Raw genomic sequence first — 21,445 nt, 5'->3', positions numbered from 1 at the left:
CCCCCGCCGCATCGGGCACATACTTCACACAGACAACAATCCTCAAGCTCACGCCGGCTCTCCCACCGCTGGACGGATTCGTCCCGATCAGGCTATGGAACTCAGTACCCCTTGTAAAGGTACGGAGTGCCAAATGGTGGTCTCCGGTGTTACGTTTCCCGGCATGACTGAGGCACGCAGATCACGCGGGGCCGCCGGGGGCGCGGCGGCGGACCGCCCGGCCGCCAAGACGCCCATGCGCGAGCTGCTGGCCGAGGCCGCGTTCGAACTCTTCATGGAGCGCGGCTTCGAGGGGACGACGGTGGACGACATCGTCGCGCGGGCGGGGGTGGGGCGCCGGTCCTTCTTCCGCTACTTCCCCTCGAAGGAGGACGCGGTCTTCCCCGACCATGAACGCTGCCTCGCCGACATGACCGGGTATCTGGCGGGAGCCACCTCGGGCGACCCGCTGGACAGGGTGTGCGAAGCGGCCCGGATCGTGCTGCGCATGTACGCGGCCAACCCCGTCTTCTCCGTGCGGAGATACCGTCTGACCCGCGAGGTTCCGGGGCTGCGCACCTATGAGCTGTCCGTGGTGCGCCGCTATGAGCGCACCCTCGCCGGCTATCTGCGCGGCCGCTGGGGCGATGCTCCGGACGGATCGCTCCGGGCCGAGGTGATCGCCGCCGCGGTGGTCGCCGCGCACAACAACGGGCTGCGCTCCTGGCTCCGCTCGGGGGCCGTCGGCGACGCCGAAGTCGCGGTGGACCACGCCCTCGCACTCGTGCGGGAGGTCTGGTCCCGGACGCCGGACCGGCCGGTGACCGTGCTGGACGGCGCGGACGGCGACGGCCGCGAGGTCGTCGTGCTGGTCGCGCCCCGGGGAGCCCCGCTGTGGCGGGTGGTCCGCCGGCTCGAATCGGCCCTGGCGGAGACCCCGGCCCCCGAGTAGCCATCTCTGGTGGGCCCCTGGTGGCACTCAGTGCCATCGATTGTTCACGGCTCAGTGCACCCGCAGCGCCCCCAGCATTCTGGAGAGCGCCGCCCTGGTGTCCGCCAGATCGTCCGGGGAGCCGGACGCGGCCAGCCACAGCGCCGCCTCGTTCATCGCGCCCGACAGCAGATGCGCCAGCGGGATCACCGGCTGGGGCGCGATGACACCGCGCTCGACCAGATCGCCCAGCTCCTCCGCCAGATGGCGCGCCGAGGAGGACTCGTCCATGGCCCGCCACTCGTGCCACCCCAGCACCGCCGGGCCGTCGATCAGCATGATCCGCTGAATGTCGGGGTGGGTGGCGGCGGTGATGAACTCCTGGCAGCCCGCCGCCAGTCGCTCCCACGGATCCTTCCGCTCCTCGGCCGCGGCGGCGACCCGCTCGCCCACCTCCTCCTGCACCTCCGTCAGCACCGCGCGGAACAGCGCCGCCTTGCTGGCGAAGTGGTGGTAGAGCGCGCCCTTGGTGACATCGGCGGCCTCGACGATCTCCGCCAGCCCCACCGCCGCGTACCCCTGTGAGGCGAACAGCTCCCGGCTCACGTCCAGCAGCGTCCGGCGGGTCCGCTCCCGCTGCTGGGCTCTCGTCGTCTGCGGCATCGTGCTCCGTCCGTCCGGGCGGCCGGGAGTCCCGGCATGTTGACATACCGATGGTACGTCAATAGATTCTTGGCATACCGCTGGTATGTCAACCAAGGGAAATCGCCGTGCTCTCCAGCTTCTACCCCGTTATCGCCACCGACCGTGTCCAGGAGACCGTGGACTTCTACACCCGTCTCATGGGCTTCGAGATCACCTTCGAGGCCGACTGGTACGTCAGCCTCCGCCGCGCGGGCGACCTCCCCTACGAGCTGGCCGTGCTCGACCACACCCACCCGACCATCCCCGAGGGCTACCGGAACCCGGTCACCGGCCTGCTGCTCAACTTCGAGGTCGACGACGTGGACGCCGAATGGGAACGCCTCGTCGTGCGCGGGGGCCTCACCCCCCGGCTCGAACTGCGCACCGAGGAGTTCGGCCAGCGCCACTTCATCGTCGCCGACCCCAGCGGCGTCCTCGTCGACATCATCACCGAGATCCCGCCCGCCGAGAGCTACGCCGACGGCTTCCGCGCCCCGTGAGCCCACGGACAGGCCAGCAGAACGCGCGCGCGTCCGCCCGCCGGGCTCCAATGGACGAGTGACGGCGACACCCGACGACTGCCTCGCCCGCAATGAGTGGATCTGCGGCGAGTACCTCTCCACCCGCCGATCGATCCTCGGGGACGCGGTGGTCCAGCACCTCCAGCTCACCGTCGCCGCCGTCCTGATCGGCCTCGCCATCGCCGTGCCGCTCGCCGTCGCGGCCCGCCGCTGGCGCTGGGCCGCCGGACCGGTGCTGGGGATCACCACGGTCCTCTACACCATCCCGTCGCTGGCGATGTTCTCGCTGCTGCTGCCCGTGTACGGCCTCTCCGCCTCCATCGTCATCGCCGGACTGGTGTTCTACTCGCTCACCCTGCTCGTACGGAACATCCTCGCGGGCCTCCGCGCGGTCCCCGAGGAGACCCGCCAGGCGGCCCGGGGCATGGGGTACGGCCCCGTCCGGCTGCTGCTCGCCGTCGAACTGCCGCTCGCCCTGCCCGCCGCGATGGCCGGGCTGCGGATCGCCACCGTCTCCGCCGTCTCCCTGGTCACCATCGGGGCCATCGTGGGCTACGGCGGTCTCGGCAACCTCATCTACTCCGGCATGAACACCTACTTCAAGGCACAGGTGCTCACCGCCTCCGTCCTCTGCGTCATCATCGCCGTCGCCGCCGACCTGCTGCTTCTGCTCGTACAGCGGTACGCGACGCCCTGGACGCGGGCGGTGGGCGAGTGAACACCCTCGCGGGGGCCTGGGAGTGGCTCACCGACGGGGCCAACTGGTCCGGCGAGGGCGGCATCGGGAACCGGCTCACCCAGCATCTCTATCTCACCGGCGTCTGCCTGGCCCTGAGCTGTCTGATCGCGCTGCCCGTCGCCCTCGTCCTCGGGCACATCGGGAAGGGCGGCGCGCTCGCCGTCAACATCTCCAACATCGGCCGGGCCGTCCCCACCTTCGCCGTCCTGGTCCTGCTGCTGCTCAGCCCGATCGGCGGCTACGGCTCCTGGCCCACGATCATCGCGCTGGTGCTCTTCGCCGTGCCGCCGCTGCTCACCAACGCCTATGTCGGCATGCGCGGCGTCGACCGGGACGTCGTACGCGCCGCACGGGGCATGGGCATGACGGGCCGACAGCTGCTGACCGGGGTGGAGATCCCGCTCGCCCTGCCGCTGATCCTCACCGGCGTACGGATCGCCGCCGTACAGCTGGTGGCCACCGCCACCATCGCCGCGCTCGCGGGCGGCGGCGGCCTCGGCCGGATCATCACCGCCGGCTTCAATCTCGCCTCCACCTCCCAGGTCGTCGCCGGCGCGCTCCTGGTCGCCGTCTTCGCCCTGCTCGTGGAGGGACTGTTCGAGGCGGGGCAGCGGCTGGCCCCCTCCTGGGCGCGGGACCGGGGATGACACGGCCGCTGCTCGCCCTCGGGACCCTGCTGCTGCTCGTGCTCGCCGCCTGCGCGACCGGACCCTCGCTGGAGCGGAGGGGCGATGTCACCGGCTCACCCGGCGACAGCCGGGATCTGACGATCGGCTCGGCGGGCTTCACCGAGAGCGATCTGCTCGCCCAGATGTACGCGCTCCTGCTGCACCGGGCCGGCTACCGAACCAAGATCCTCTCCGTCACCAACCGGGAGATCTACGAACCCGCGCTGGAGAGCGGACAGATCGATGTGGTTCCCGAGTACGCCGCGACCTTCGCCGACTGGCTCAACGCCAAGGCCAACGGCCCGGACGCGCCCCCGGTCGGATCGCCCGACCTCGCCCGGACCATGACGGCCCTCCGCCGGCTCGCCACCCCGCGCGGTCTCGACGTCCTCGACCCGGGGAGAGCCGTCGACCAGAACGCCTTCGCGGTCAGCCGCTCCTACGCCGCCGAACACCGTCTGAAGACCCTCAGCGACCTCGGCCGGTCCGAACTCCCCGTACGGCTGGCGGCGGGCGACGAATGCGTCAGCCGCCCCTACTGCGAACCCGGGCTGAAGAAGGTCTACGGAATCGACATCACCGCCGTCGACCCGAAGGGCGTCGGCACCACCCAGGCCAAACAGGCCGTCCAGAACGGCCAGGACCAGATGGTGCTGACCACCACCACCGACGCCACCCTCGACGACTTCGGCCTCGTCCTCCTCGCCGACGACAAGCACCTCCAGAACGCCGACTACATCGTGCCGGTGGTCAACCGCGCCCGCGCGGGCAGCACCGGAGTCACCCGCGCGCTGTCCGCGCTCAACACCGTGCTGACCACGGCCGACCTCGCCGCCCTCAACGAGCGGGTGGACAGCTGGCGCAGACTGCCCCAGGACGTCGCGAGCGAGTACCTCCGCTCCAAGGGCCTGCTCCCCGGCTGACCGGGTCCGGCGAGGGCCTGAGCGGGCCCACCCCTCAGACCGGACGGGCCGAGTGTAGACTCTCCAGCCGGCGCTGGAGCACCCTGAGCGCGCCCCGCTGACGGCCGGGCACCCGGCGGCGCAGCGTGACCAGCCGGGGGGCCAGCGCCCGCGCCTCGGCGGCGTCCTCGATCTGCTCCCACTGATGGTGGGCGCGGTCGACCGCGGCCTCGACATCGGGATCGTCGCCGGCCTGCTCACGCGTCAGCCGGGCGTCGGCCGCGGTCATCCACAGCTCACAGCTCAGCCGGGGCTCGCGCGCCAGCCGGGCCAGATCGGCCCGTACCTCCAGCCAGTGGATCGCCTGTACGGAGCCGGGCCCGTGGGCCCGCATCTCCTGCTGCTCCCACGCGGCGGCGGCCGCCGCCGCCTCGCTGTGCCGCCCCGCCTGCGCCGCGGCGAGTATCGCCGGATGCGGGTCGCCGTCGCCGACCGGAATCGCCGCTCGCGCCGGCTCCGGGGAGCCCTGCGGCGGCCCGGAGCTCGCGAGCGCCTGCCCGCCGCCGCCCGCGCCCGCCGGGACCGGTGCGGGCGGCCGGGACCCGGCGGGCGCGCGCACCGCCGGAGGGGGCGTCATCGCCGGTGGCGCGTCCCGCCCGGCGGCGCCGGTGCTCGCCGGCAGGGCGGGGGTGCCGGACAGCAGCAGCGCGCCCGACATCCCGGCCTGGATCGCGGCCTGTTCGTGCAGGGTGTCCAGATCCGGACGGGACCCGGCGCGCCAGATGGCGGCGCAGGCCCGCAGATACGCCGGGCCCGGCTCCTCGCGGCGCGAGGCGGGCGGTGCGACACGGCCGTACAGCCGGATCGACAGCCCCAGGCCGAGTCCCTCCTCGCCCACCCGCCGCCAGGCCTCCGCGTCCGCGACCAGATCGACGAAGACGGTGGTCGTGCCGGGCCGCCGGATCGTCAGCTCCGAGGCCAGCCAGTGCCAGGGCAGACCGGTGTACCGCAGGGTCGAGGGGGTGGACCGGGCGAGCGCCAGATGCGGCAGCCGCTGCTTGCGGTCGAGCTGGAGCTGCCCCGCGACATACAGGAAGAGCGGCCCCGGCGCGGCGGCGGCCGACCGGATCCGGGTCAGCACCGTCTGCGGGTCGAGCGGGTCGGCCAGCTCGATCACCGTCGCCGCCGAGGTGCCCGTCAGCACGCTCGGCGGGACCGCGGCGAGCGCGGGCAGCACCGAACTCGCGTCGACCAGACGCCCCTTTCCGACCGGCGCGGCCGCGATCAGCAGCGCGGTTCCCGGCGCGGCAGTGTCCCCACCCGTGATCAGCACACCCAGCACGGTATCCGACGAGGCCGGTCCCGAGCGCCTCGTACGCCATTCCGGGCACGCCTCTCAGCCGTTCAGCGGTCCGCTACACATCGGACACCGAGTCGAACTCCACCTCGTCGCGGGAGACCCCGCGCTCGTCCGCGTCCACCGATCTGCGCAGCGCCTCATGGAGTTTGGCCGGGGTCAGCACCCCCGCGAAACGGGATCCGTCCACCACCGCCACCCACCCCGCGTCATGCTGGAGCATCTCGCTGAACGCCTGCTTCAGCGGGGCTCCCAGCGGCACCCAGGCCTCCATGCGGCGGGCCAGATCGCCCACCGTGCCCCGCTCTCCGGCGAGGGCCAGGGCCTCCGCCGACACCCAGCCGTGCAACTCCCCGCCCGTGCCGACCACCACGGCCCAGCGCGCGCCCTCGGACCGCAGCCGGAGCGCGGCCGTCCGCACGCTCTCGTCCAGCCGGGCGAGCGGCGGCTGCTCCAGGTCGTCCTCCTCGATGGCGGTGACCGAGAGCCGCTTCAGCCCCCGGTCCGCGCCTACGAAGCGGGCCACGTACGGCGTCGCCGGCGTGCCCAGCACGGCGGCCGGGGTGTCGAACTGCTCGATGCGCCCCTGCCCGTACACGGCGATCCGGTCTCCCATCCGCACTGCCTCCTCGATGTCGTGGGTGACCAGCAGCACCGTCTTGCGCACGGTGGCCTGAAGGTTCAGGAACTCGTTCTGGAGCCGCTCGCGGACCACGGGGTCGACCGCCCCGAACGGCTCGTCCATCAGCAGCACCGGGGGATCGGCGGCCAGCGCCCGGGCCACCCCGACCCGCTGGCGCTGCCCGCCGGAGAGCTGGGCGGGATAGCGCGAGCCGTGGACCTCCGGGTCGAGCCCCACCAGATCGAGCAGTTCGGCCGCCCGCGCGCGGGCCCGGGGCTTCTTCCAGCCGATCAGCGCGGGCACGGTGGCCGTGTTGTCGAGCACCGTGCGGTGCGGGAAGAGCCCGACCTGCTGGATGACATAGCCGATACGGCGGCGCAGCTTCACCGGGTCGACGGACGAGATGTCCTCGCCGTCGATCAGGATCCGCCCCGAGGTGGGCTCGATCAGCCGGTTGACCATCATCATCGTGGTGGTCTTGCCGCAGCCGGAGGGGCCCACGAGGGTGACCAGCTCCCCCTTCGCGACCTCGAAGGACAGGCCGTCGACGGCGGTGGTGCCGTCCGGGTAGACCTTGGCCACCTGCTCGAACCGGATCATGTGTCCACGCTAGGAGCGGCGGACGGCCTCCGCACACCGGCCGGGACCGGACGGGACGGGATCCGACGGGACGGGTTCCGACCGGACGGGCCGTCAAGGCATCGCAGGGCGCGACACGCCGAAACCCTTCTCCCGTCGAGCCCCTTGCAACAGCTTGTTGGAGCCCTTTACCGTTAGGAAAGTTTCCTACCACTCCCATTACCCACGACCAAGGCAAGGGAGAACCATGGATATTTCACGCAATCGACTGCGCTCGCTCACCGGCGCCGGCACACTCGCCGCCGCGCTCGCCCTCGGCCTCACCGCCGCCCCGGCCACCGCCACCGCGACCCCCTCGGTCCCCCTGACCCCGGCCCCCGCCGCGGGTCCCGTGCTCCCGGCGGCGAACGCACCCGCCCCCGCCGTCAGGGCCCCCGCCGGATCACCCGTGGCGATCAACGGACAGCTCAAGGTCTGCGGCACCAAGCTCTGTAATCAGTACGGCAAACCCATCCAGCTGCGCGGCATGTCCACCCACGGCATCGGCTGGTTCCCCAACTGCTACACCACCGGCTCGCTCAACGCCCTGGCGAACGACTGGAAAGCCGACGTCCTGCGCATCTCCATGTACATCGAGAAGTCCGAGAAGGGCTATCTGGAGAACCCGCGCAAGTACACCGACATGGTGCACAACCTCATCGAGCAGGCCACCGCGCGCGGCATGTACGCGATCGTGGACTGGCACATCCTCACCGAGGGCGACCCCTGGACCAACATCGGCCACGCCAAGACCTTCTTCAAGGAGATCGCCGAGCGCCACAAGAACAAGAACAACCTGCTCTTCGAGATCGCCAACGAGCCCAGCGGCACCAATGTGACCTGGTGGACGATCAAGACGTACGCCGAGGACCTCATCCCCTACATCCGGCAGTTCGACCCGGACACCCCGGTCCTCGTCGGCACCCGCGACTGGTCCTCCTTCGGACTCTCCGGCTCCACCAATGAGTCCGAGGTCGTGAACAACCCCGTACAGGCCTCCAACATCATGTACACCTTCCACTTCTACGCGGCCTCCCACCGCGAGTGGTACCTCGACGGCCTCACCCGCGCGGCCGACAAGATCCCCGTGTTCGTCTCCGAGTTCGGCACCCAGAACTACTCCGGCGAAGGCGCGAACGACTTCCCCATGACCCAGCGCTTCCTCGACGTCATGGCGAGCAAGAAGGTCAGCTGGGTCAACTGGAACTACTCCGACGACCACCGCAGCGGAGCCGTCTTCAAGCAGGGCACCTGCAACTCCGGCGGCCCCTGGACCGGCACCGCGCCGCTGAAGGAGGCCGGAGTCTGGATCCGGGGCAAGATCCGGACCCCGGACAACTTCCCCACCAGCTGATTCCCCACCCTGTTCGACGCCCCGCGCCCGCCCGTGAAGTCACCGTGTGATCCCATGGGCGGGCGTGCAGCACAGAACAGGAGCTTTCGTGACCAGCTACCGCCAGCCCGGCGTCGTTCTCACCGACCGCCGCTTCACCGTCCCGCTCGACCACTCCGACCCCGGCGGGGAACGGCTGGAGCTGTACGGACGGGAAGTGGTCGCCGCCGCGCGGGCCACCGAGGAACTCCCCTGGCTGGTCTATCTGGAGGGCGGCCCCGGCTTCGGGGCCCGCCGCTTCATCGGCCCCCAGGCCTGGCTGGGACGCGCCGTGCGCGACTACCGCGTCCTCCTCCTGGACCAGCGCGGCACCGGCCGCTCCACCCCCCGGAACCGCCAGACCCTCGCCCCGCTCGGCACCCCCCGCGCCCAGGCCGACCACCTCGCCCACTTCCGCGCCGACAGCATCGTCCGCGACTGCGAGACGATCCGCGCCGAGCTCACCGGCGGCGCCCCCTGGAGCGTCCTCGGCCAGAGCTTCGGCGGATTCTGCGCCACCCACTACCTCTCCACCGCCCCCGAGGGGCTGCGCGAGGTATTCATCACCGGCGGCCTGCCCTCCCTCGACGGCCACGCCGACGACGTCTACCGCGCCGCCTACCCGCGCATACAGCGCAAGGTAGAGGCCCACTACACCCGCTACCCCCAGGACGTGGCCCAGGCCCGCCGGATCGCCGCCCACCTCGCCGACCACCCGACCACCCTGCCGGGCGGCCACCTCCTCACCCCCGAGGTGTTCCAGTCGCTCGGCATCCTCCTCGGCGGCGGCGACGGCAGCCACCAACTGCACTACCTCCTCGAAGACGCCTTCATCAAGGCCGGCGACCGCCACGAACTCTCCGACGCCTTCCAGGAAGCGGTCCGCGCCCAGCTCTCCTTCGCCGGACACCCCCTGTACGCCCTGCTCCACGAGGCCATCTACGGCCAGGACGAGCGCCCCACCGACTGGTCCGCCGAACGGGTACGCGCCGAATTCCCCCAGTTCGACGCCGCCACCGCGCTCGCCGGGGACGCCCCGCTGCTCTTCACCGGCGAGACCATCCACCCCTGGCACTTCGAGACCGACCCCGCGCTGCGCCCCCTGCGGGAGACCGCCGAACTCCTCGCCGCCCGCACCGACTGGGCCCCGCTCTACGACGCGAAGCGGCTCGCCGCCAACGAGGTGCCCGTCGCCGCCGCCGTCTACCACGACGACATGTACGTCGACACCGCCCACTCGCTGACCACCGCCCGCGCCATCCGGGGGCTGCGCACCTGGGTCACCGACGAGTACGAGCACGACGGAGTCCGGGCCGGCGGCCCCCGCGTCCTCGACCGGCTCATCTCCCTGGCCCAGGGCGAGATCTGACGTACCCGGCCTTAGGGCCTGTCTGACAAATCTCGCCTGGTGCGCGACGCCCAGCACGCACACTCGCCGCGTTGTCGGAGTCATCCAAGTACGTCCAGTACGAGGATGATCCTCCGCCTTGCGATTGCACGCACTGGACGCCGCGCACCCCGCCCTTCGGGCGGACGCCGACATTTGTCAGACAGGCCCTAAGGTTGGGCCATGGATGCGCAGCTGAAGCCCATGCCCGACGACTGGCGGCGAGCGCTCGCCGTCGTGGCCCACCCCGACGACCTCGAATACGGCTGCGCGGCGGCCGTGGCCGGCTGGACCGACGGCGGGCGGGAGGTCGCGTATCTCCTCGCCAGCCGGGGCGAGGCCGGGATCGACACCGTCGACCCCGCCGAGTGCGCGCCGCTGCGGGAGCGCGAGCAGCGCGCGGGCGCGGCGGTCGTCGGGGTGTCCGAGGTGGAGTTCCTGGACCACCGGGACGGCGTCATCGAGTACGGCACCGCCCTGCGGCGGGACATCGCGGCGGCGATCCGCCGCCACCGTCCCGAACTGCTGATCACCCTCAACCACCGGGACACCTGGGGCGGCGGCCACTGGAACACCCCCGACCACCGGGCGGTGGGACGCGCAGCGCTGGACGCGGTGGCCGACGCGGGCAACCGCTGGATCTTCCCGGAGCTGATCTCCGAGCAGGGCCTGGAGCCCTGGGGCGGGGTTCGCTGGGTCGCGGTCGCGGGCTCCACCGAGCCCACCCACGCCGTCGACGCGGGCCCCGGTCTCGAACGCTCCATCCGCTCGCTCCTGGAGCACCGCACCTATCTGGAGGTGCTGACCGAGGACCCGGACAGCTATGTCCGCTCCTTCCTCACGGACATGGCCAAGGAGGCGAGCCCGCGCTTCGGCGGCAAGCCGGCCGTGACCTTCGAGCTGTTCCCCCACTGACGGCCCCGCCAGGTCCCGCCCGCGCGGGACCTGGCCCCGGCCCCCGGCCCTCAGCCCTCGTCGGACTCCGTCCGCCGGAGCAGCAGCGTCACAAACCCGAGCGTCCGGCGGTAGCCGTGCAGCCAGGCGTCACGGTGCTCCCGCGCCGCCCTCAGCGCCGCGGCGCGCTCCGGTCCTGCCGGCCGGTCCAGCCCCCAGCGGGCCAGGGTCCCGGTCCACGACCACTCGTAGTCGTCCCATTCGTCGACCGTGCTGACATGCCCGTACACCGGCGTCCAGCCGGCGTCCCCGATCCGGTCCACGGTCACCGCGAGAGAGTCGTACTCCTGTGCGGTGAAGCCAGCGTCCAGTGTCTCCCGGCCCGGCTCGCGCTCCCAGAAACCCTCGCCGATCAGGACCGAACCGCCCGGCGCGAGATGCCCGCGGGCCGCCGCGAGCGTGGGCAGCAGACCCCCGAAGGCATGGGTCGCCCCCACACAGAGCACCAGATCGAAACGGTGGTCCGGGGCGAACTCCGAGGCGTCCCGGACATGCAGCTCGACCTGGCCCGCGAGCCCGTCCGCCGCGAAGGCCGCCCGCCCGCTCCCGACCGCCGAGGCGTCGATGTCGACGCCTTCGGCCCGCACCCCGGGCCGGCCCCGTACCGCACGCCTCAGCCAGGCGCCCTCCCGGCAGCCGAGATCGAGAACGCGTTCGTCCCCGCGCGGTAGGGCCCGGTCCAGCAGTCTTGCCACGGAGGTCTCGTGCAGCGGAGCGGCGACGGGGTGATCCCCATGAGCGATAGAACTGATCGTCTGACGGTCCATGGACGCATCCTGCCCTCCCGCCCGCCGCCCGGTCTCCCGAATTCTCCCGTGCGTCCTCCGGACCGGAGGCGGCTCCGGCTCAGCCCGCCGGGAGTTCGTCCGGGGTCGGGTACGAGTCCTGCGCGCCCCGGCGCGTCACGGCAGCGGCCCCCACCCGTACGGCGTACGCGGCGGCCGTGACCAGCCGCTCGCCGAGACTCAGCCGCCACGCCAGCGCGGCGGTGAAGGCGTCGCCCGCCCCTGTGGTGTCGACCGCCGTCACCCGGGGGCTCTCCACCAGCACCGCCGGAGCCGAGGGGCCCTCCGCGACCAGCGCCCCGGCGCTCCCCAGCGTGATCACCACCGAGCGCGGTCCGAGCGCGAACAGCCCCCGCACCCATGCGCGCGGCTCGTCCCCGGCCGGGTCGCCGAGCAGGAACCGGGCCTCGTGCTCATTGACGATCAGCGGATCGCAGACGGCCGTCACCTCGGCGGGCAGGGCCGCGGGCGGTGAGGGATTGAGGACCAGACGGCTGCCCGGGGCCAGCGCGCGCACCGTCTCCACCACCGTCGCCAGCGGGATCTCCAACTGCGCCGAGACCACCCGCGCCGCCCGGAAGAGCGGCGCGGCCCCCCGTACATCGGCCGGGGTCAGCCGGGCGTTCGCGCCGGTCGACACCACGATGCTGTTGTCGCCGGAGGGATCCACCGTGATCAGCGCCACCCCGGTGGGCGCGCCGCCCACCAGCACACCGTCCACCGCCACCCCGGCCGCCCGCTGGGACTCCAGCAGCAGCCGCCCGTGACCGTCGTCGCCGACCCTGGCGAGCAGCGCGGTACGGGCCCCGAGCCGGGCCGCCGCCACGGCCTGATTGGCGCCCTTGCCGCCCGGATGGACGACCAGATCGGAGCCGAGGACCGTCTCGCCGGCTCCGGGCCGCCGCTCCACACGGGTCACCAGATCGGCATTGGCCGAACCGACGACCAGCAGGTCGTAATCGCTCATACGCCACCTCCTCACGGGTCGGACACGCACGGCCACCTTCTCATCGGCGGCCGCGGGGACCGGCCGGAGCCGATCGAGCCAATGTTTCCCGCATCCTTTACGTGCTGTTTAATGCATGACGTTCGCAACAACAGCTGATCTTCAGTAGGGGTGTGGGAGCCGTGTCTGCCCGACCGATCCGACCGATTCGTTCGACCCGTTCGACCCGTTCCATACGCAGCCTGGCCGCCCTGACCACGGCCGCCGCGCTGACCGTCGGCGCGGCCGGCTGCTCCAACCCGGAGAGCGGTGCGTCGGGCGGCCAGGGCGAGGGCGAGTCGGCGGTCGTCGGCATCGCCTACGAACCCGAGAGCCTCAGCCCCCTCCTCGGCTTCGGCAAGGACGGCAACTCCAAGATCTTCGACGGGCTGCTCGCCCTCGATGGGGACATGGCGCTCAAGCCCGCCCTCGCCGCGGCGCTCCCCGAGGTCAGCGAGGACGGTCTGACCTACACGTACAAGCTTCGCCAGGGTGTGAAGTTCAGCGACGGCAAGCCGTTCTCGGCCAAGGACGTCGTCTTCACCTACCGCACCATCCTGGACGCGAAGACCAACAACGCCTCGAAGTCCGAACTCGACGCGATCAAGGACATCAGGGCGACCGGGGACGGCACCGTCGTCTTCACCCTGAAGTACCCCTACGCCCCCTTCGCCCAGCGCACCGTGCTCCCCATCGCCCCCGAGCACATCGCCGCGAAGCAGGACGTCAACACCGGCCCCTTCACCACCAAGCCGATCGGGACCGGCCCCTACACCCTGACCGGCTGGTCCAAGGGCGAGAAGATCAGCTTCAAGGCGAACCCCTCCTACTGGGGCGGCGAGCCCAAGGTGAAGAAGTTCACCATGGCGATCATCAAGGACGACGACGTCCGCGCCACCCGGCTGCGCGCGGGCGACCTCGACGGAGCGATCCTGCCGCCGAACCTCGCCGAGGGCTTCAAGAGCGACAAGGCGAAGAAGACCCACGCCGCGAAGACCTACGACTACCGGACCGTGACCCTGCCCGGCGGCAACAAGGTCGCCAAGGACCAGGCCGTCCGCCAGGCCCTCGACATCGCCGTCGACCGACAGACCATGGTCGACCAGATCCTCGAAGGCGCGGGCAAGCCCGCCTACGGCCCCGTCCCCACCGGCAGCGAGTGGTTCACCGAGGGCACCGAGCGCACCCACGACCTGGAGCGGGCCAAGAAGATCCTGGACGACGCCGGCTGGAAGCCCGGCAAGGACGGCATCCGGGCCAAGGACGGCGTCCGCGCCGAGTTCCCCCTCTGGTACCTCTCCGGCGACCGCCTCCGCCAGGACCACGCCCTCGCCTACGCCTCCGACGCCAAGAAGGCCGGAATCTCCATCAAGACCCAGGCCGGCACCTGGGAGGTCATCCAGCCCCGGATGAAGACCGACGCCGTCCTCGCGGGCGGCGGCGCACCCGGCGACCCCGACTTCGACCAGTACCTCCTGCTCACCTCCTCCCTCGCCGGAGACGGCTTCAACAACATGGCCTGGTACGACAACCCGGTCGTCGACAAGGCCCTGGAGAAGGGCCGCGAGAGCGGGAAGAAGGCCGAGCGCAAGGCCGCGTACGACACCGTCCAGCGCGAACTGGTCAAGAACCCCGGCTACACCTTCCTCACCCACATCGACCACCTCTACGTCGTGGACGACAGCTGGGACGGACTCACCACCCAGATCGAGCCCCACGACCACGGACTGGCCTCCGGCCCCTGGTGGAACGTAGAGGACTGGACCCCCAAGGGCACGAAGAAGTGAGCACCGGCCTCATCGAGGGGAAGACGGCCCGCCGCCGACTCCCCTGGGGGCCCATGGCACGCATGGCGGGGCGGCGAGCACTCTTCGCCGCCCCCGTCCTGCTCGCCGTGACCTTCGGAGTCTTCGCCGTCGCCGACGCCTCCCCCTTCGACCCCGTCAAGGCGTACACCGGCACCGCGGGACTCACCGCCTCACAGGAGAACCTCGACCAGATCCGCGCCAACCTCGGCGTCGACCAGCCCCTCACCACCCGCTGGTGGAACTGGCTCACCGCCGCCCTGACCGGCGATTTCGGCGACTCCAGCGTGATGCGCCAGCCCGTCGCCGACGTCATCGCCGAGCGCATGGGCTGGTCCGTGCTGCTCGCCGCCTCCGCGTTCCTCATCGCCATCGTCCTCGGCACCGCGCTCGGCGTACTCGCCGCCCGCCGCCAGGGCGGCTGGCTCGACCGCTGCGCCTCCGCCGCCGCCTACACCCTCGAAGCCGCCCCCGCCTTCTGGCTCGGACTGCTCGCCATCTGGTTCTTCGCCCTCGAACTCGGCGTACTGCCCGCCGGCGGACTCACCGACACCGCCAGCGATGTCATCACCCCCGGCCAGGTCGCCTCCCACCTGGTGCTGCCCGCCGCCGTCCTCGGCATCTCCCAGCTGCCCTGGTTCTTCCTGTACGTACGCCAGGGAGTCGCCGACGCGCTGGACGAGGACCCCGTACGCGGGGCACGCGCCCGGGGCCTGAGCGAGACCTCCGTACTCCTGGGCCACGCGCTGCGCTCCGGAATGCTGCCCATGCTCACCCTCATCGGCTCCCGCGTCCCCGAACTGATCACCGGCGCGCTCCTCGTCGAGACCGTCTTCAGCTGGCCCGGGATCGCTGCCGCCACCGTCGAGGCCGCCACCTCCGTGGACTTCCCCCTGCTGGCCGCGCTCACCGTGCTCGCCACCACCGCCGTACTCCTCGGCAACCTCCTCTCCGACCTGCTGTACGGACTCGCCGACCCGAGAGTGGGCTTCGATGGCTGACACCCTCTGGCGCTCCACCGGACGGACCCGCCGCTCCACCCGCACGGTCCGGATCTCCTTCTCCGCCGTGACCGTCGCCGCCGTCGTCCTCGCGGTGCTGATCGTGCCGCCCCTCGCCCAACTGGACGAGCAGGCCGTCGACCTCTCCAAGAAGCTGCTGCCCCCGTCCTGGGAGCACCCCTTCGGCACCGACGACGTCGGCCGGGACCTGCTGCTCCGCTGTGTGTACGGGCTGCGGATCTCCCTCCTCGTCGGACTGGTCGCCGCCCTCGTCGCCACCGTCGTCGGCACCCTCGTGGGCGCGGCGGCCGCCGCCTTCGGCGGCTGGACCGACCGGATCGTGATGCGGCTGGTCGACACCTTCGCCTCCGTGCCCCATCTGCTCCTCGGCATCTTCATCGTCGCGATGTTCCGCCCCGGGGTCTGGCCGGTCATCGCCTCCGTCGCCCTCACCCACTGGCTCTCCACCGCCAGGATCGTCCGCTCCGAAGTCCTCTCCCTGCGCTCCCGGCCCTTCGTCGACGCGGCGATATCCGGCGGCGCCTCCCGGCTCCGGCTCACCGCCCGGCATCTGCTGCCCAGCGTGCTCCCGCAGGCCGGCCTCGCCGCCGTCCTCATGGTCCCGCACGCCATGTGGCACGAGTCCGCGCTCTCCTTCCTCGGCCTCGGCCTCCCCACGCACCAGGCCAGCCTCGGCAATCTGGTGCAGTCCGCGCGCAGCTCCCTGCTGGCCGGGGACTGGTGGCCCACCCTCTTCCCCGGACTGTTCCTGATCATCCCGACCCTCGCCATCGCCGGCCTCGCCGGCGCCTGGCGGGAACGGATCAACCCGCGCCGCCGATCGGAGCTGATGCTGTGACCGCCGCCGTCCTGTCGGTACGTGATCTCTCGGTACGGTTCCGGATGCGCGGCGACCGCCATGTCGCCGCCGTCACCGGAGCGTCCTTCGACCTCGCGGCGGGGGAGTGCCTCGCCCTCGTCGGCGAGAGCGGCTGCGGGAAATCCGTACTCGCCTCCGCCCTCCTCGGCCTCCTCCCCGGCAACGCGCAGACCGCCGGCAGCGCCACCGTCGACGGCCTCGAACTCCTCGGAGCGGACGAGCGCACCCTCGCCCGCTCCGTACGCGGACGGCGCGTCGCACTGGTGCCCCAGAGCCCCGCCGCGCACCTCACCCCCGTCCGCACGGTCGGCGCGCAGCTGGAGGAGACCCTGCGCGCGCTCACCGCCACCCCCCGCCGCGAACTGCGCCGGGCCGCCGTCGCCGCCGCCGAACGCGCCGCCTTCCCCGCCAGCCATCTCGACCGCTACCCCCACGAGCTCTCCGGCGGACTCGCCCAGCGCGCCGCCACCGCCCTCGCCCTCATCGGCGACGCCCCGCTGCTGCTCGCCGACGAACCCACCACCGGCCTCGACCGCGACCTGGTGAACCGCACCGTCGACGAGCTGCGCCGCCACACCGACGACGGCGCGACCGGCCGGGCCCTGCTGATGATCACCCACGATCTCGCGGCGGCCGAGCGCATAGCCGACCGCGTCGCCGTGATGTACGCGGGCCGCATCGTCGAGATCGCCGAGGCCCGGACCTTCTTCGGCGAGCCCGGACCGCTCCACCCCTACGCCCGGGGACTGCTCGCGGCCCTGCCCGAGCGCGACTTCACCCCGATCCCCGGAATGCCCCCGGAGCTGGGCGACCTCCCCGACGGCTGCGCCTTCGCCGCCCGCTGCGACCGCGCCACCGGCCTGTGCGCCACCCGCCCCGACTTCGCCTCCGGCCTCGCCTGCCACCACCCGGCGGCCGTCCCCGGCGAACGGAGCGCCGCCCATGCGTGACCCGCGCCCCGGCCGCCCCACGCACCACCGCCAGGAGTGCCACCGTGCTTGAACTCGACACGATCACCGCCGGATACGACCGCCTCCGGCCCGTCGTCCGCGAGGTCTCGCTCACCCTCGCCCCCGGCGAGGCTGTCGGCCTCCTCGGCCCCAGCGGCTGCGGCAAGTCCACCCTCGCCAAAGTGGCGGCGCTGCTGCACCGCCCCTACGCGGGCCGGGTCGTCATCGACGGCGAACCCGCCCGGGGCTGGCGGCACACCGCGCCCCGCGCCCAGCGCACCGCCATCGGCGTCGTGTTCCAGCAGCCCAGGATGTCCGCCGACCCCCGGCTGCCGCTGCGCGACCTCATCGCCGAGCCGCTGCGCGCCACCGGCCGCCGCGACGAGGTCCCCGCCCGGGTGGGGGAGCTCGCCGACACGGTCGGCCTCACCGGCGAACTCCTCGGCCGCCGTCCGCACGAGGTCAGCGACGGCCAGCTCCAGCGCGCCTGTCTGGCGCGTGCGCTGGTGCTCCGCCCGCGCTGGCTGATCTGCGACGAGATGACGGCGATGCTCGACGCCTCGACGACCGCCGCCCTCGTGGCCGTCGTGGAGGAGTACCGCGCCGCCGAGGGCGCGGGGCTGCTCGCCGTCGGCCACGACAGCATCCTTCTCGAACGCTGGTGCGACCGAACCGTCCACTGGCAGACGCCCCCGACCGACTGACCGCGCCTTCCGGCCCCGCGCGTGGGCGGGCCTCACCCGCCGAGCCGGCGGATCTCCTCCAGCGGATACGGGGTCCGCCTGCTGCGGGACTGGAACGCGCGGTTGAAGTCCGACACCACGGCGGCGATCGGCGCGTGCCGGGCGATGACCGCGGCCGCCCCCTCGGGGATCCCGGTGGGCCGCTTGCCCTCCGCATAGGCGCGCACCAGCGCGCCCCGGCCGTCCCGGTCCCCCACCTCGAACCCGTGCAAGGCGGTGACCAGCCAGTTCACCAGATACGCGGCGGTGTAACAGCGGTCGTAGACCTGGTTTCGGTCAAAGAAGTCGGCCTCGGGCCGCGACAGTTCGAAACGGGAGGAGAGCGCGAGGCCGTAGTCGCCGAAGTAGAGACGCCGGCCGTCGGTCAGGATGTTCTCGAAGTGCGCGTCGAAGTGCAGCAGCCCCCGCGCGTTCATGAACGACACACCGGCCGCCAGCTCCCGCTCCACCATGGCGCAGGCCCGGTCGACGGCTCCGTCCCCGGCCGCGACCCGGGTGCCCAGCCACTGGTGCAGATTCCGCGGGATGTACTCCAGAAACAGTGCGACGCTCGCCGAGGACCGCTCCAGAGCCTCGATCCGCCGCCGCACCTGAGACCCGCCGCCCCAGTAGGCGACGGCCCGTTCGACGTCCGCCAGCTCCTCGGGCAGGGGCGCCGAGTCGGGCAGCACCCTCCAGTGGTACATCAGGGGGAAGCCCTCGTGCTCCGCCGCCAGCACCCAGTTCGTCGTCATGGTGTGCACGGCCAGCTCTCTCCAGGCCCCGAAGCCCGGCCCGCCGATCGCGCTGACGCCGTACTGGCAGAAGACGGGCAGCTCGAACAGATTCGCCGTGGACCGGATGTGCTCGGGCCGCAGATCCAGATCGGTCAGGGGCACCCGCTTCACGAAGACCGGCACTCCGCCGACCTCCAGCAGGGCCGACTTCCCGCCGATGCCGGATCCGATCGGCACGGCCGTGTCCACCAGCTCGCCTAGGGCCCGATCGCCGTACAGGGCCAGGGACGTGGAGACGGCACCGTGGGCGGTCAGCCGCGCGGCGCGCGACATGTCGGGGGACTCCACCGCGTCCTCCACCCGGGCACCGGCCTCTCTCGATTCCATGATTCCGCGCACTCGCGCCGAGCATAACAACGCCTGGCCCCGCGGGCCTTGACCGCTCCACCGTCCCGCGCACAGCGCCGAACCCCTTGCGGGCCCCCTGCCGTTCGGCTCCGCCCCGGCCGATACTCCGGTTGTCCCGCCACACCACGCCGTACCGCTCTGGAGGCCCCACCGTGCCGACCACCCGTCGCAGTGCCGTCACCGCGGCCGCCGCCGCGCTGGCCGCCGTCGCCGTGCCCGCCGCCACCCGCACCGCACACGCGGCGGAGGACGACCCTCCGCGCCCGAGGCCGCTGCGCCGGGCCCACGCGCACAACGACTATCTGCACCCGCGCCCGCTCCATGACGCCCTCGCCCACGGGTTCACCAGCGTGGAGGCGGACATCTTCCTCGTCGAGGGCGAGTTGCTGGTCGCCCACACACCGGCCGAGCTGGATCCCGCCCGCACCCTGCGCTCCCTCTATCTCGACCCCCTGCTCGCACGGGTGAGGGCCAACTGCGGCACCGTTCACCCCGGCCACCCCCACCCCGTACAGCTCCTCATCGACATCAAGGCCGACGGCGTCGCCTGCTACCGCGAACTCGACCGCCAGCTCCGCGACTACCGGAGGATGCTGAGCGAATACGCCGACGGCCGCGTCGGCCTCGGAGCCGTCACCCCCGTCGTCTCCGGAGACCGCGCCGCCCGCGCGCCGATGGCGGCGCAGCGGCAGCGGTACGCGTTCTACGACGGCCGGCTCGACGACCTCGCGACAGCCGCCCCCGCCTCCCTCGTCCCGCTGATCTCCGGGAACTGGAACAACAGCTTCATCTGGCGGGGCGACGGAGAGTTCCCCCCGGCGGAGCGCGAACGGCTGCACACCCTCACCGAGTCGGCCCACGCCCGGCACCGGCGCATCCGCTTCTGGGCCACCCCCGACACGCCCGGACCGGCCCGTGAGGCACTCTGGAGCGAGCTGCTCGACGCCGGAGTCGACCATCTCAACACCGACGATCTGGCCGGTCTGGCGGCCTTCCTGCGGGCCCGCCGCCCCTGACCGCGCCCTCCGCGAACGCAACCACCCGTACGGCGGACACGCCAGTCGGCCGTACGGCCCGCCCACTGCGCCAGACTACGGCCGAATGCCGTTGAACCCGGCACGGTGAAGGAGGTTGGCGATGGCCATTTCGATTTCGGTGGTGCTGCTTCTGGTGGTGCTCGCGGTGATCTTTCTGCGCAGCGGGGGACTGAAATTCTCCCACGCGCTCACCTGCGCGCTCCTCGGCTTTTTCCTCTCCGGCACCAGCATGGCGCCGACCATCCACGAAGGCGTCGCGGCCACGGCCGAGGTCGTCGGCAGCCTCCACCCCTGACCCTGCCCCGCCCCGCCCCTGCCCTGACCCTCCCTAACCGCCGACGACATGTGAGCGGATCAGGAACCGCACCCCCTCCGGAGCCTCCAGCGAGAAGCCGCTCCCGCGCCCCTCGACCACATCCACCACCAGCCGGGTGTGGCTCCACACCTCGTACTGCGACTTCGACATCCAGAAGGAGACCGCGTCGGCGACCCCCGTCACCCGCAACTCCGCCAGCAGGACGTCCGACTGTCCCGTACGGAACTCTCCTCGCGGGTAGCACATGGGGGCGCTGCCGTCGCAGCAGCCGCCCGACTGGTGGAACATCAGCGGACCATGAGCCGCCGTCAGCGATCGCACCAGTGCGGTGGCCGCCGGGGTCAGCTCCACGCGTGGGGATTCGGTCATCCGTTCAGCACAGCACGAACGAGGTTGCGTCAGCGTTGCGGCACTCGCCCCGGCGGCCGGCGGGTGGGCCCTGTCGCACAGGCGCGCAGCCGGGAATGATTGACCCGGGTCCGGCGACGCGCCGACGGCACGGCCGCCGGACCGCTGGATCACCGTCTCCGACAGAAAGTGTGGACGCCATGCCTCTTGAGGGCGAGTACGAGCCCAGCCCGGCGCAGTGGGTGAGGGACCAGGTCGAGTTGTACGAGAGCTCCGGCGGCACCGAGGGCACCACGCTGAGGGGCATGCCCGTCGTCATCCTGACCACCGTGGGCGCGCGCAGCGGCCGGATCCGCAAGTCCCCCCTGATGCGGGTGGAGCACGACGGCCGGTACGCCGTCGTCGCCTCGGCGGGCGGGGCCGACTCCCACCCCGTCTGGTACCACAACGTGGTGGCCCAGCCCCGGGTCGAGCTCCAGGACGGCGCCGTGCGCCAGGACATGACGGCACGTGAGGTCGAAGGGGAGGAGAAGGCCCTGTGGTGGGCGCGCGCGGTCGAGGCCTACGCCGACTACGCCGACTACCAGGAGAAGACGGACCGCCCGATCCCCGTCTTCGTCCTGGAACCCGCGCCGGACGGTCACTGAGCCGGCGCCATGGGCCCGGAGCGGCGCCGACTCCGCTCCGAGCCCCTGTTCACCGCCGGACGACCGCCCACGACGAGCGGAGGAGACCGC

General features: G+C 72.1%; 23 protein-coding genes. 16 read left to right on the top strand and 7 right to left on the bottom strand.

What is annotated here, in order from left to right; genetic code table 11:
• Nucleotides 1-235 precede the first annotated feature (235 nt).
• A complete protein-coding gene (locus IE247_RS31435; RefSeq protein ID WP_190126757.1) occupies nucleotides 236-931 on the top strand; it encodes a TetR family transcriptional regulator in 696 nt (231 codons plus the stop codon).
• 51 nt (nucleotides 932-982) lie between these two features.
• On the opposite strand, the gene IE247_RS31430 is transcribed toward IE247_RS31435, so the two are convergent.
• Entirely contained in the window at nucleotides 983-1,573 is a 591-nt protein-coding gene (locus tag IE247_RS31430; protein WP_190126749.1) for a TetR/AcrR family transcriptional regulator, read from the bottom strand.
• 107 nt (nucleotides 1,574-1,680) lie between these two features.
• On the opposite strand from IE247_RS31430, the gene IE247_RS31425 reads away from it, so the two are divergent.
• From IE247_RS31425 to IE247_RS31410, 4 genes are read left to right on the top strand one after another with little or no spacing between them, the layout of a single operon-like run.
• A complete protein-coding gene (locus tag IE247_RS31425; protein WP_190126748.1) occupies nucleotides 1,681-2,094 on the top strand; it encodes a VOC family protein in 414 nt (137 codons plus the stop codon).
• A 58-nt stretch (nucleotides 2,095-2,152) separates the two neighbouring features.
• On the top strand, nucleotides 2,153-2,833 hold the full coding sequence (locus IE247_RS31420) for an ABC transporter permease (protein ID WP_190126747.1): 681 nt from the start codon (nucleotides 2,153-2,155) through the stop codon (nucleotides 2,831-2,833).
• On the top strand, nucleotides 2,830-3,501 hold the full coding sequence (locus tag IE247_RS31415; protein ID WP_190126746.1) for an ABC transporter permease: 672 nt from the start codon (nucleotides 2,830-2,832) through the stop codon (nucleotides 3,499-3,501). The genes IE247_RS31420 and IE247_RS31415 overlap by 4 nt, the downstream gene beginning before the upstream one ends.
• The gene (locus tag IE247_RS31410; RefSeq protein ID WP_190126745.1) at nucleotides 3,498-4,445 is read left to right on the top strand and encodes an ABC transporter substrate-binding protein; all 948 of its coding nucleotides are present in this window, start codon (nucleotides 3,498-3,500) and stop codon (nucleotides 4,443-4,445) included. The genes IE247_RS31415 and IE247_RS31410 overlap by 4 nt, the downstream gene beginning before the upstream one ends.
• Before the next feature lie 34 nt (nucleotides 4,446-4,479).
• Here IE247_RS31410 and IE247_RS31405 read toward each other — a convergent pair whose 3' ends face one another.
• Entirely contained in the window at nucleotides 4,480-5,766 is a 1,287-nt protein-coding gene (locus tag IE247_RS31405; RefSeq protein WP_190126744.1) for a hypothetical protein, read from the bottom strand.
• A 73-nt stretch (nucleotides 5,767-5,839) separates the two neighbouring features.
• Nucleotides 5,840-7,003 carry an ABC transporter ATP-binding protein gene (locus IE247_RS31400; RefSeq protein WP_190126743.1) on the bottom strand — a complete coding sequence of 388 codons (1,164 nt, stop codon included), beginning with the start codon at nucleotides 7,001-7,003 and terminating at the stop codon, nucleotides 5,840-5,842.
• A 226-nt stretch (nucleotides 7,004-7,229) separates the two neighbouring features.
• On the opposite strand from IE247_RS31400, the gene IE247_RS31395 reads away from it, so the two are divergent.
• From IE247_RS31395 to IE247_RS31385, 3 genes are all read left to right on the top strand, one after another.
• Nucleotides 7,230-8,375 carry a glycoside hydrolase family 5 protein gene (locus tag IE247_RS31395; RefSeq protein WP_190126742.1) on the top strand — a complete coding sequence of 382 codons (1,146 nt, stop codon included), beginning with the start codon at nucleotides 7,230-7,232 and terminating at the stop codon, nucleotides 8,373-8,375.
• Nucleotides 8,376-8,463: 88 nt separating this feature from the next.
• Entirely contained in the window at nucleotides 8,464-9,762 is a 1,299-nt protein-coding gene (locus IE247_RS31390) for an alpha/beta fold hydrolase (RefSeq protein ID WP_190126741.1), read from the top strand.
• 201 nt (nucleotides 9,763-9,963) lie between these two features.
• Nucleotides 9,964-10,695, top strand: coding sequence for a PIG-L deacetylase family protein (locus IE247_RS31385; protein WP_190126740.1), 732 nt, complete (start codon nucleotides 9,964-9,966; stop codon nucleotides 10,693-10,695).
• 50 nt (nucleotides 10,696-10,745) lie between these two features.
• Here the strand turns inward: IE247_RS31385 and IE247_RS31380 are convergent, their stop codons facing one another.
• On the bottom strand, nucleotides 10,746-11,501 hold the full coding sequence (locus IE247_RS31380; RefSeq protein ID WP_190126739.1) for an SAM-dependent methyltransferase: 756 nt from the start codon (nucleotides 11,499-11,501) through the stop codon (nucleotides 10,746-10,748).
• Nucleotides 11,502-11,580: 79 nt separating this feature from the next.
• Nucleotides 11,581-12,486, bottom strand: a complete 906-nt coding sequence (locus tag IE247_RS31375; protein ID WP_190126738.1) for a ribokinase — start codon at nucleotides 12,484-12,486, stop codon at nucleotides 11,581-11,583.
• Nucleotides 12,487-12,647: 161 nt separating this feature from the next.
• On the opposite strand from IE247_RS31375, the gene IE247_RS31370 reads away from it, so the two are divergent.
• From IE247_RS31370 to IE247_RS31350, 5 genes are read left to right on the top strand one after another with little or no spacing between them, the layout of a single operon-like run.
• Nucleotides 12,648-14,291 carry an ABC transporter substrate-binding protein gene (locus IE247_RS31370; protein ID WP_373305632.1) on the top strand — a complete coding sequence of 548 codons (1,644 nt, stop codon included), beginning with the start codon at nucleotides 12,648-12,650 and terminating at the stop codon, nucleotides 14,289-14,291.
• A 53-nt stretch (nucleotides 14,292-14,344) separates the two neighbouring features.
• Nucleotides 14,345-15,310 (top strand): ABC transporter permease, encoded by a 966-nt coding sequence (locus IE247_RS31365; RefSeq protein ID WP_190126756.1) that lies wholly within the window; start codon nucleotides 14,345-14,347, stop codon nucleotides 15,308-15,310.
• Nucleotides 15,303-16,169, top strand: a complete 867-nt coding sequence (locus IE247_RS31360; protein ID WP_190126736.1) for an ABC transporter permease — start codon at nucleotides 15,303-15,305, stop codon at nucleotides 16,167-16,169. The genes IE247_RS31365 and IE247_RS31360 overlap by 8 nt, the downstream gene beginning before the upstream one ends.
• Nucleotides 16,166-17,140 (top strand): ABC transporter ATP-binding protein, encoded by a 975-nt coding sequence (locus tag IE247_RS31355; RefSeq protein WP_229869477.1) that lies wholly within the window; start codon nucleotides 16,166-16,168, stop codon nucleotides 17,138-17,140. Before IE247_RS31360 ends, IE247_RS31355 begins: the two co-directional genes overlap by 4 nt.
• Nucleotides 17,141-17,184: 44 nt before the next feature.
• Entirely contained in the window at nucleotides 17,185-17,844 is a 660-nt protein-coding gene (locus tag IE247_RS31350; protein ID WP_190126735.1) for an ABC transporter ATP-binding protein, read from the top strand.
• Between the two features lie 32 nt (nucleotides 17,845-17,876).
• Here IE247_RS31350 and IE247_RS31345 read toward each other — a convergent pair whose 3' ends face one another.
• A complete protein-coding gene (locus IE247_RS31345; RefSeq protein ID WP_190126754.1) occupies nucleotides 17,877-18,932 on the bottom strand; it encodes a serine/threonine-protein kinase in 1,056 nt (351 codons plus the stop codon).
• Nucleotides 18,933-19,159: 227 nt separating this feature from the next.
• On the opposite strand from IE247_RS31345, the gene IE247_RS31340 reads away from it, so the two are divergent.
• Nucleotides 19,160-20,023, top strand: a complete 864-nt coding sequence (locus IE247_RS31340; RefSeq protein WP_190126734.1) for a phosphatidylinositol-specific phospholipase C/glycerophosphodiester phosphodiesterase family protein — start codon at nucleotides 19,160-19,162, stop codon at nucleotides 20,021-20,023.
• 121 nt (nucleotides 20,024-20,144) lie between these two features.
• Nucleotides 20,145-20,339, top strand: a complete 195-nt coding sequence (locus IE247_RS31335) for a hypothetical protein (RefSeq protein WP_190126733.1) — start codon at nucleotides 20,145-20,147, stop codon at nucleotides 20,337-20,339.
• 33 nt (nucleotides 20,340-20,372) lie between these two features.
• Here IE247_RS31335 and IE247_RS31330 read toward each other — a convergent pair whose 3' ends face one another.
• Nucleotides 20,373-20,729 carry a DUF779 domain-containing protein gene (locus IE247_RS31330; protein WP_190126732.1) on the bottom strand — a complete coding sequence of 119 codons (357 nt, stop codon included), beginning with the start codon at nucleotides 20,727-20,729 and terminating at the stop codon, nucleotides 20,373-20,375.
• Nucleotides 20,730-20,908: 179 nt separating this feature from the next.
• Between IE247_RS31330 and IE247_RS31325 the strand changes: the two genes are divergently transcribed.
• On the top strand, nucleotides 20,909-21,355 hold the full coding sequence (locus IE247_RS31325; protein WP_190126731.1) for a nitroreductase family deazaflavin-dependent oxidoreductase: 447 nt from the start codon (nucleotides 20,909-20,911) through the stop codon (nucleotides 21,353-21,355).
• The last annotated feature ends 90 nt before the right edge of the window (nucleotides 21,356-21,445 follow it).

Origin of the sequence: Streptomyces inusitatus (genome assembly GCF_014651115.1) — a bacterium.
GTDB classification, from domain to species: domain Bacteria; phylum Actinomycetota; class Actinomycetes; order Streptomycetales; family Streptomycetaceae; genus Streptomyces; species Streptomyces amakusaensis.
The sequence above is the reverse complement of the archived record's forward strand: the minus strand, read 5'-3'. Positions and strand labels throughout refer to the sequence as shown.

Coding starts and splice junctions, on each gene's coding strand:
- IE247_RS31360 (WP_190126736.1), top strand. CDS start 15,303: ATGGCTGACACCCTCTGGCGCTCCACCGGACGGACCCGCCGCTCCACC.
- IE247_RS31380 (WP_190126739.1), bottom strand. CDS start 11,501: ATGGACCGTCAGACGATCAGTTCTATCGCTCATGGGGATCACCCCGTC.
- IE247_RS31395 (WP_190126742.1), top strand. CDS start 7,230: ATGGATATTTCACGCAATCGACTGCGCTCGCTCACCGGCGCCGGCACA.
- IE247_RS31365 (WP_190126756.1), top strand. CDS start 14,345: ATGGCACGCATGGCGGGGCGGCGAGCACTCTTCGCCGCCCCCGTCCTG.
- IE247_RS31375 (WP_190126738.1), bottom strand. CDS start 12,486: ATGAGCGATTACGACCTGCTGGTCGTCGGTTCGGCCAATGCCGATCTG.
- IE247_RS31430 (WP_190126749.1), bottom strand. CDS start 1,573: ATGCCGCAGACGACGAGAGCCCAGCAGCGGGAGCGGACCCGCCGGACG.
- IE247_RS31325 (WP_190126731.1), top strand. CDS start 20,909: ATGCCTCTTGAGGGCGAGTACGAGCCCAGCCCGGCGCAGTGGGTGAGG.
- IE247_RS31435 (WP_190126757.1), top strand. CDS start 236: ATGCGCGAGCTGCTGGCCGAGGCCGCGTTCGAACTCTTCATGGAGCGC.
- IE247_RS31345 (WP_190126754.1), bottom strand. CDS start 18,932: ATGTCGCGCGCCGCGCGGCTGACCGCCCACGGTGCCGTCTCCACGTCC.
- IE247_RS31410 (WP_190126745.1), top strand. CDS start 3,498: ATGACACGGCCGCTGCTCGCCCTCGGGACCCTGCTGCTGCTCGTGCTC.
- IE247_RS31335 (WP_190126733.1), top strand. CDS start 20,145: ATGGCCATTTCGATTTCGGTGGTGCTGCTTCTGGTGGTGCTCGCGGTG.
- IE247_RS31400 (WP_190126743.1), bottom strand. CDS start 7,003: ATGATCCGGTTCGAGCAGGTGGCCAAGGTCTACCCGGACGGCACCACC.
- IE247_RS31385 (WP_190126740.1), top strand. CDS start 9,964: ATGGATGCGCAGCTGAAGCCCATGCCCGACGACTGGCGGCGAGCGCTC.
- IE247_RS31330 (WP_190126732.1), bottom strand. CDS start 20,729: ATGACCGAATCCCCACGCGTGGAGCTGACCCCGGCGGCCACCGCACTG.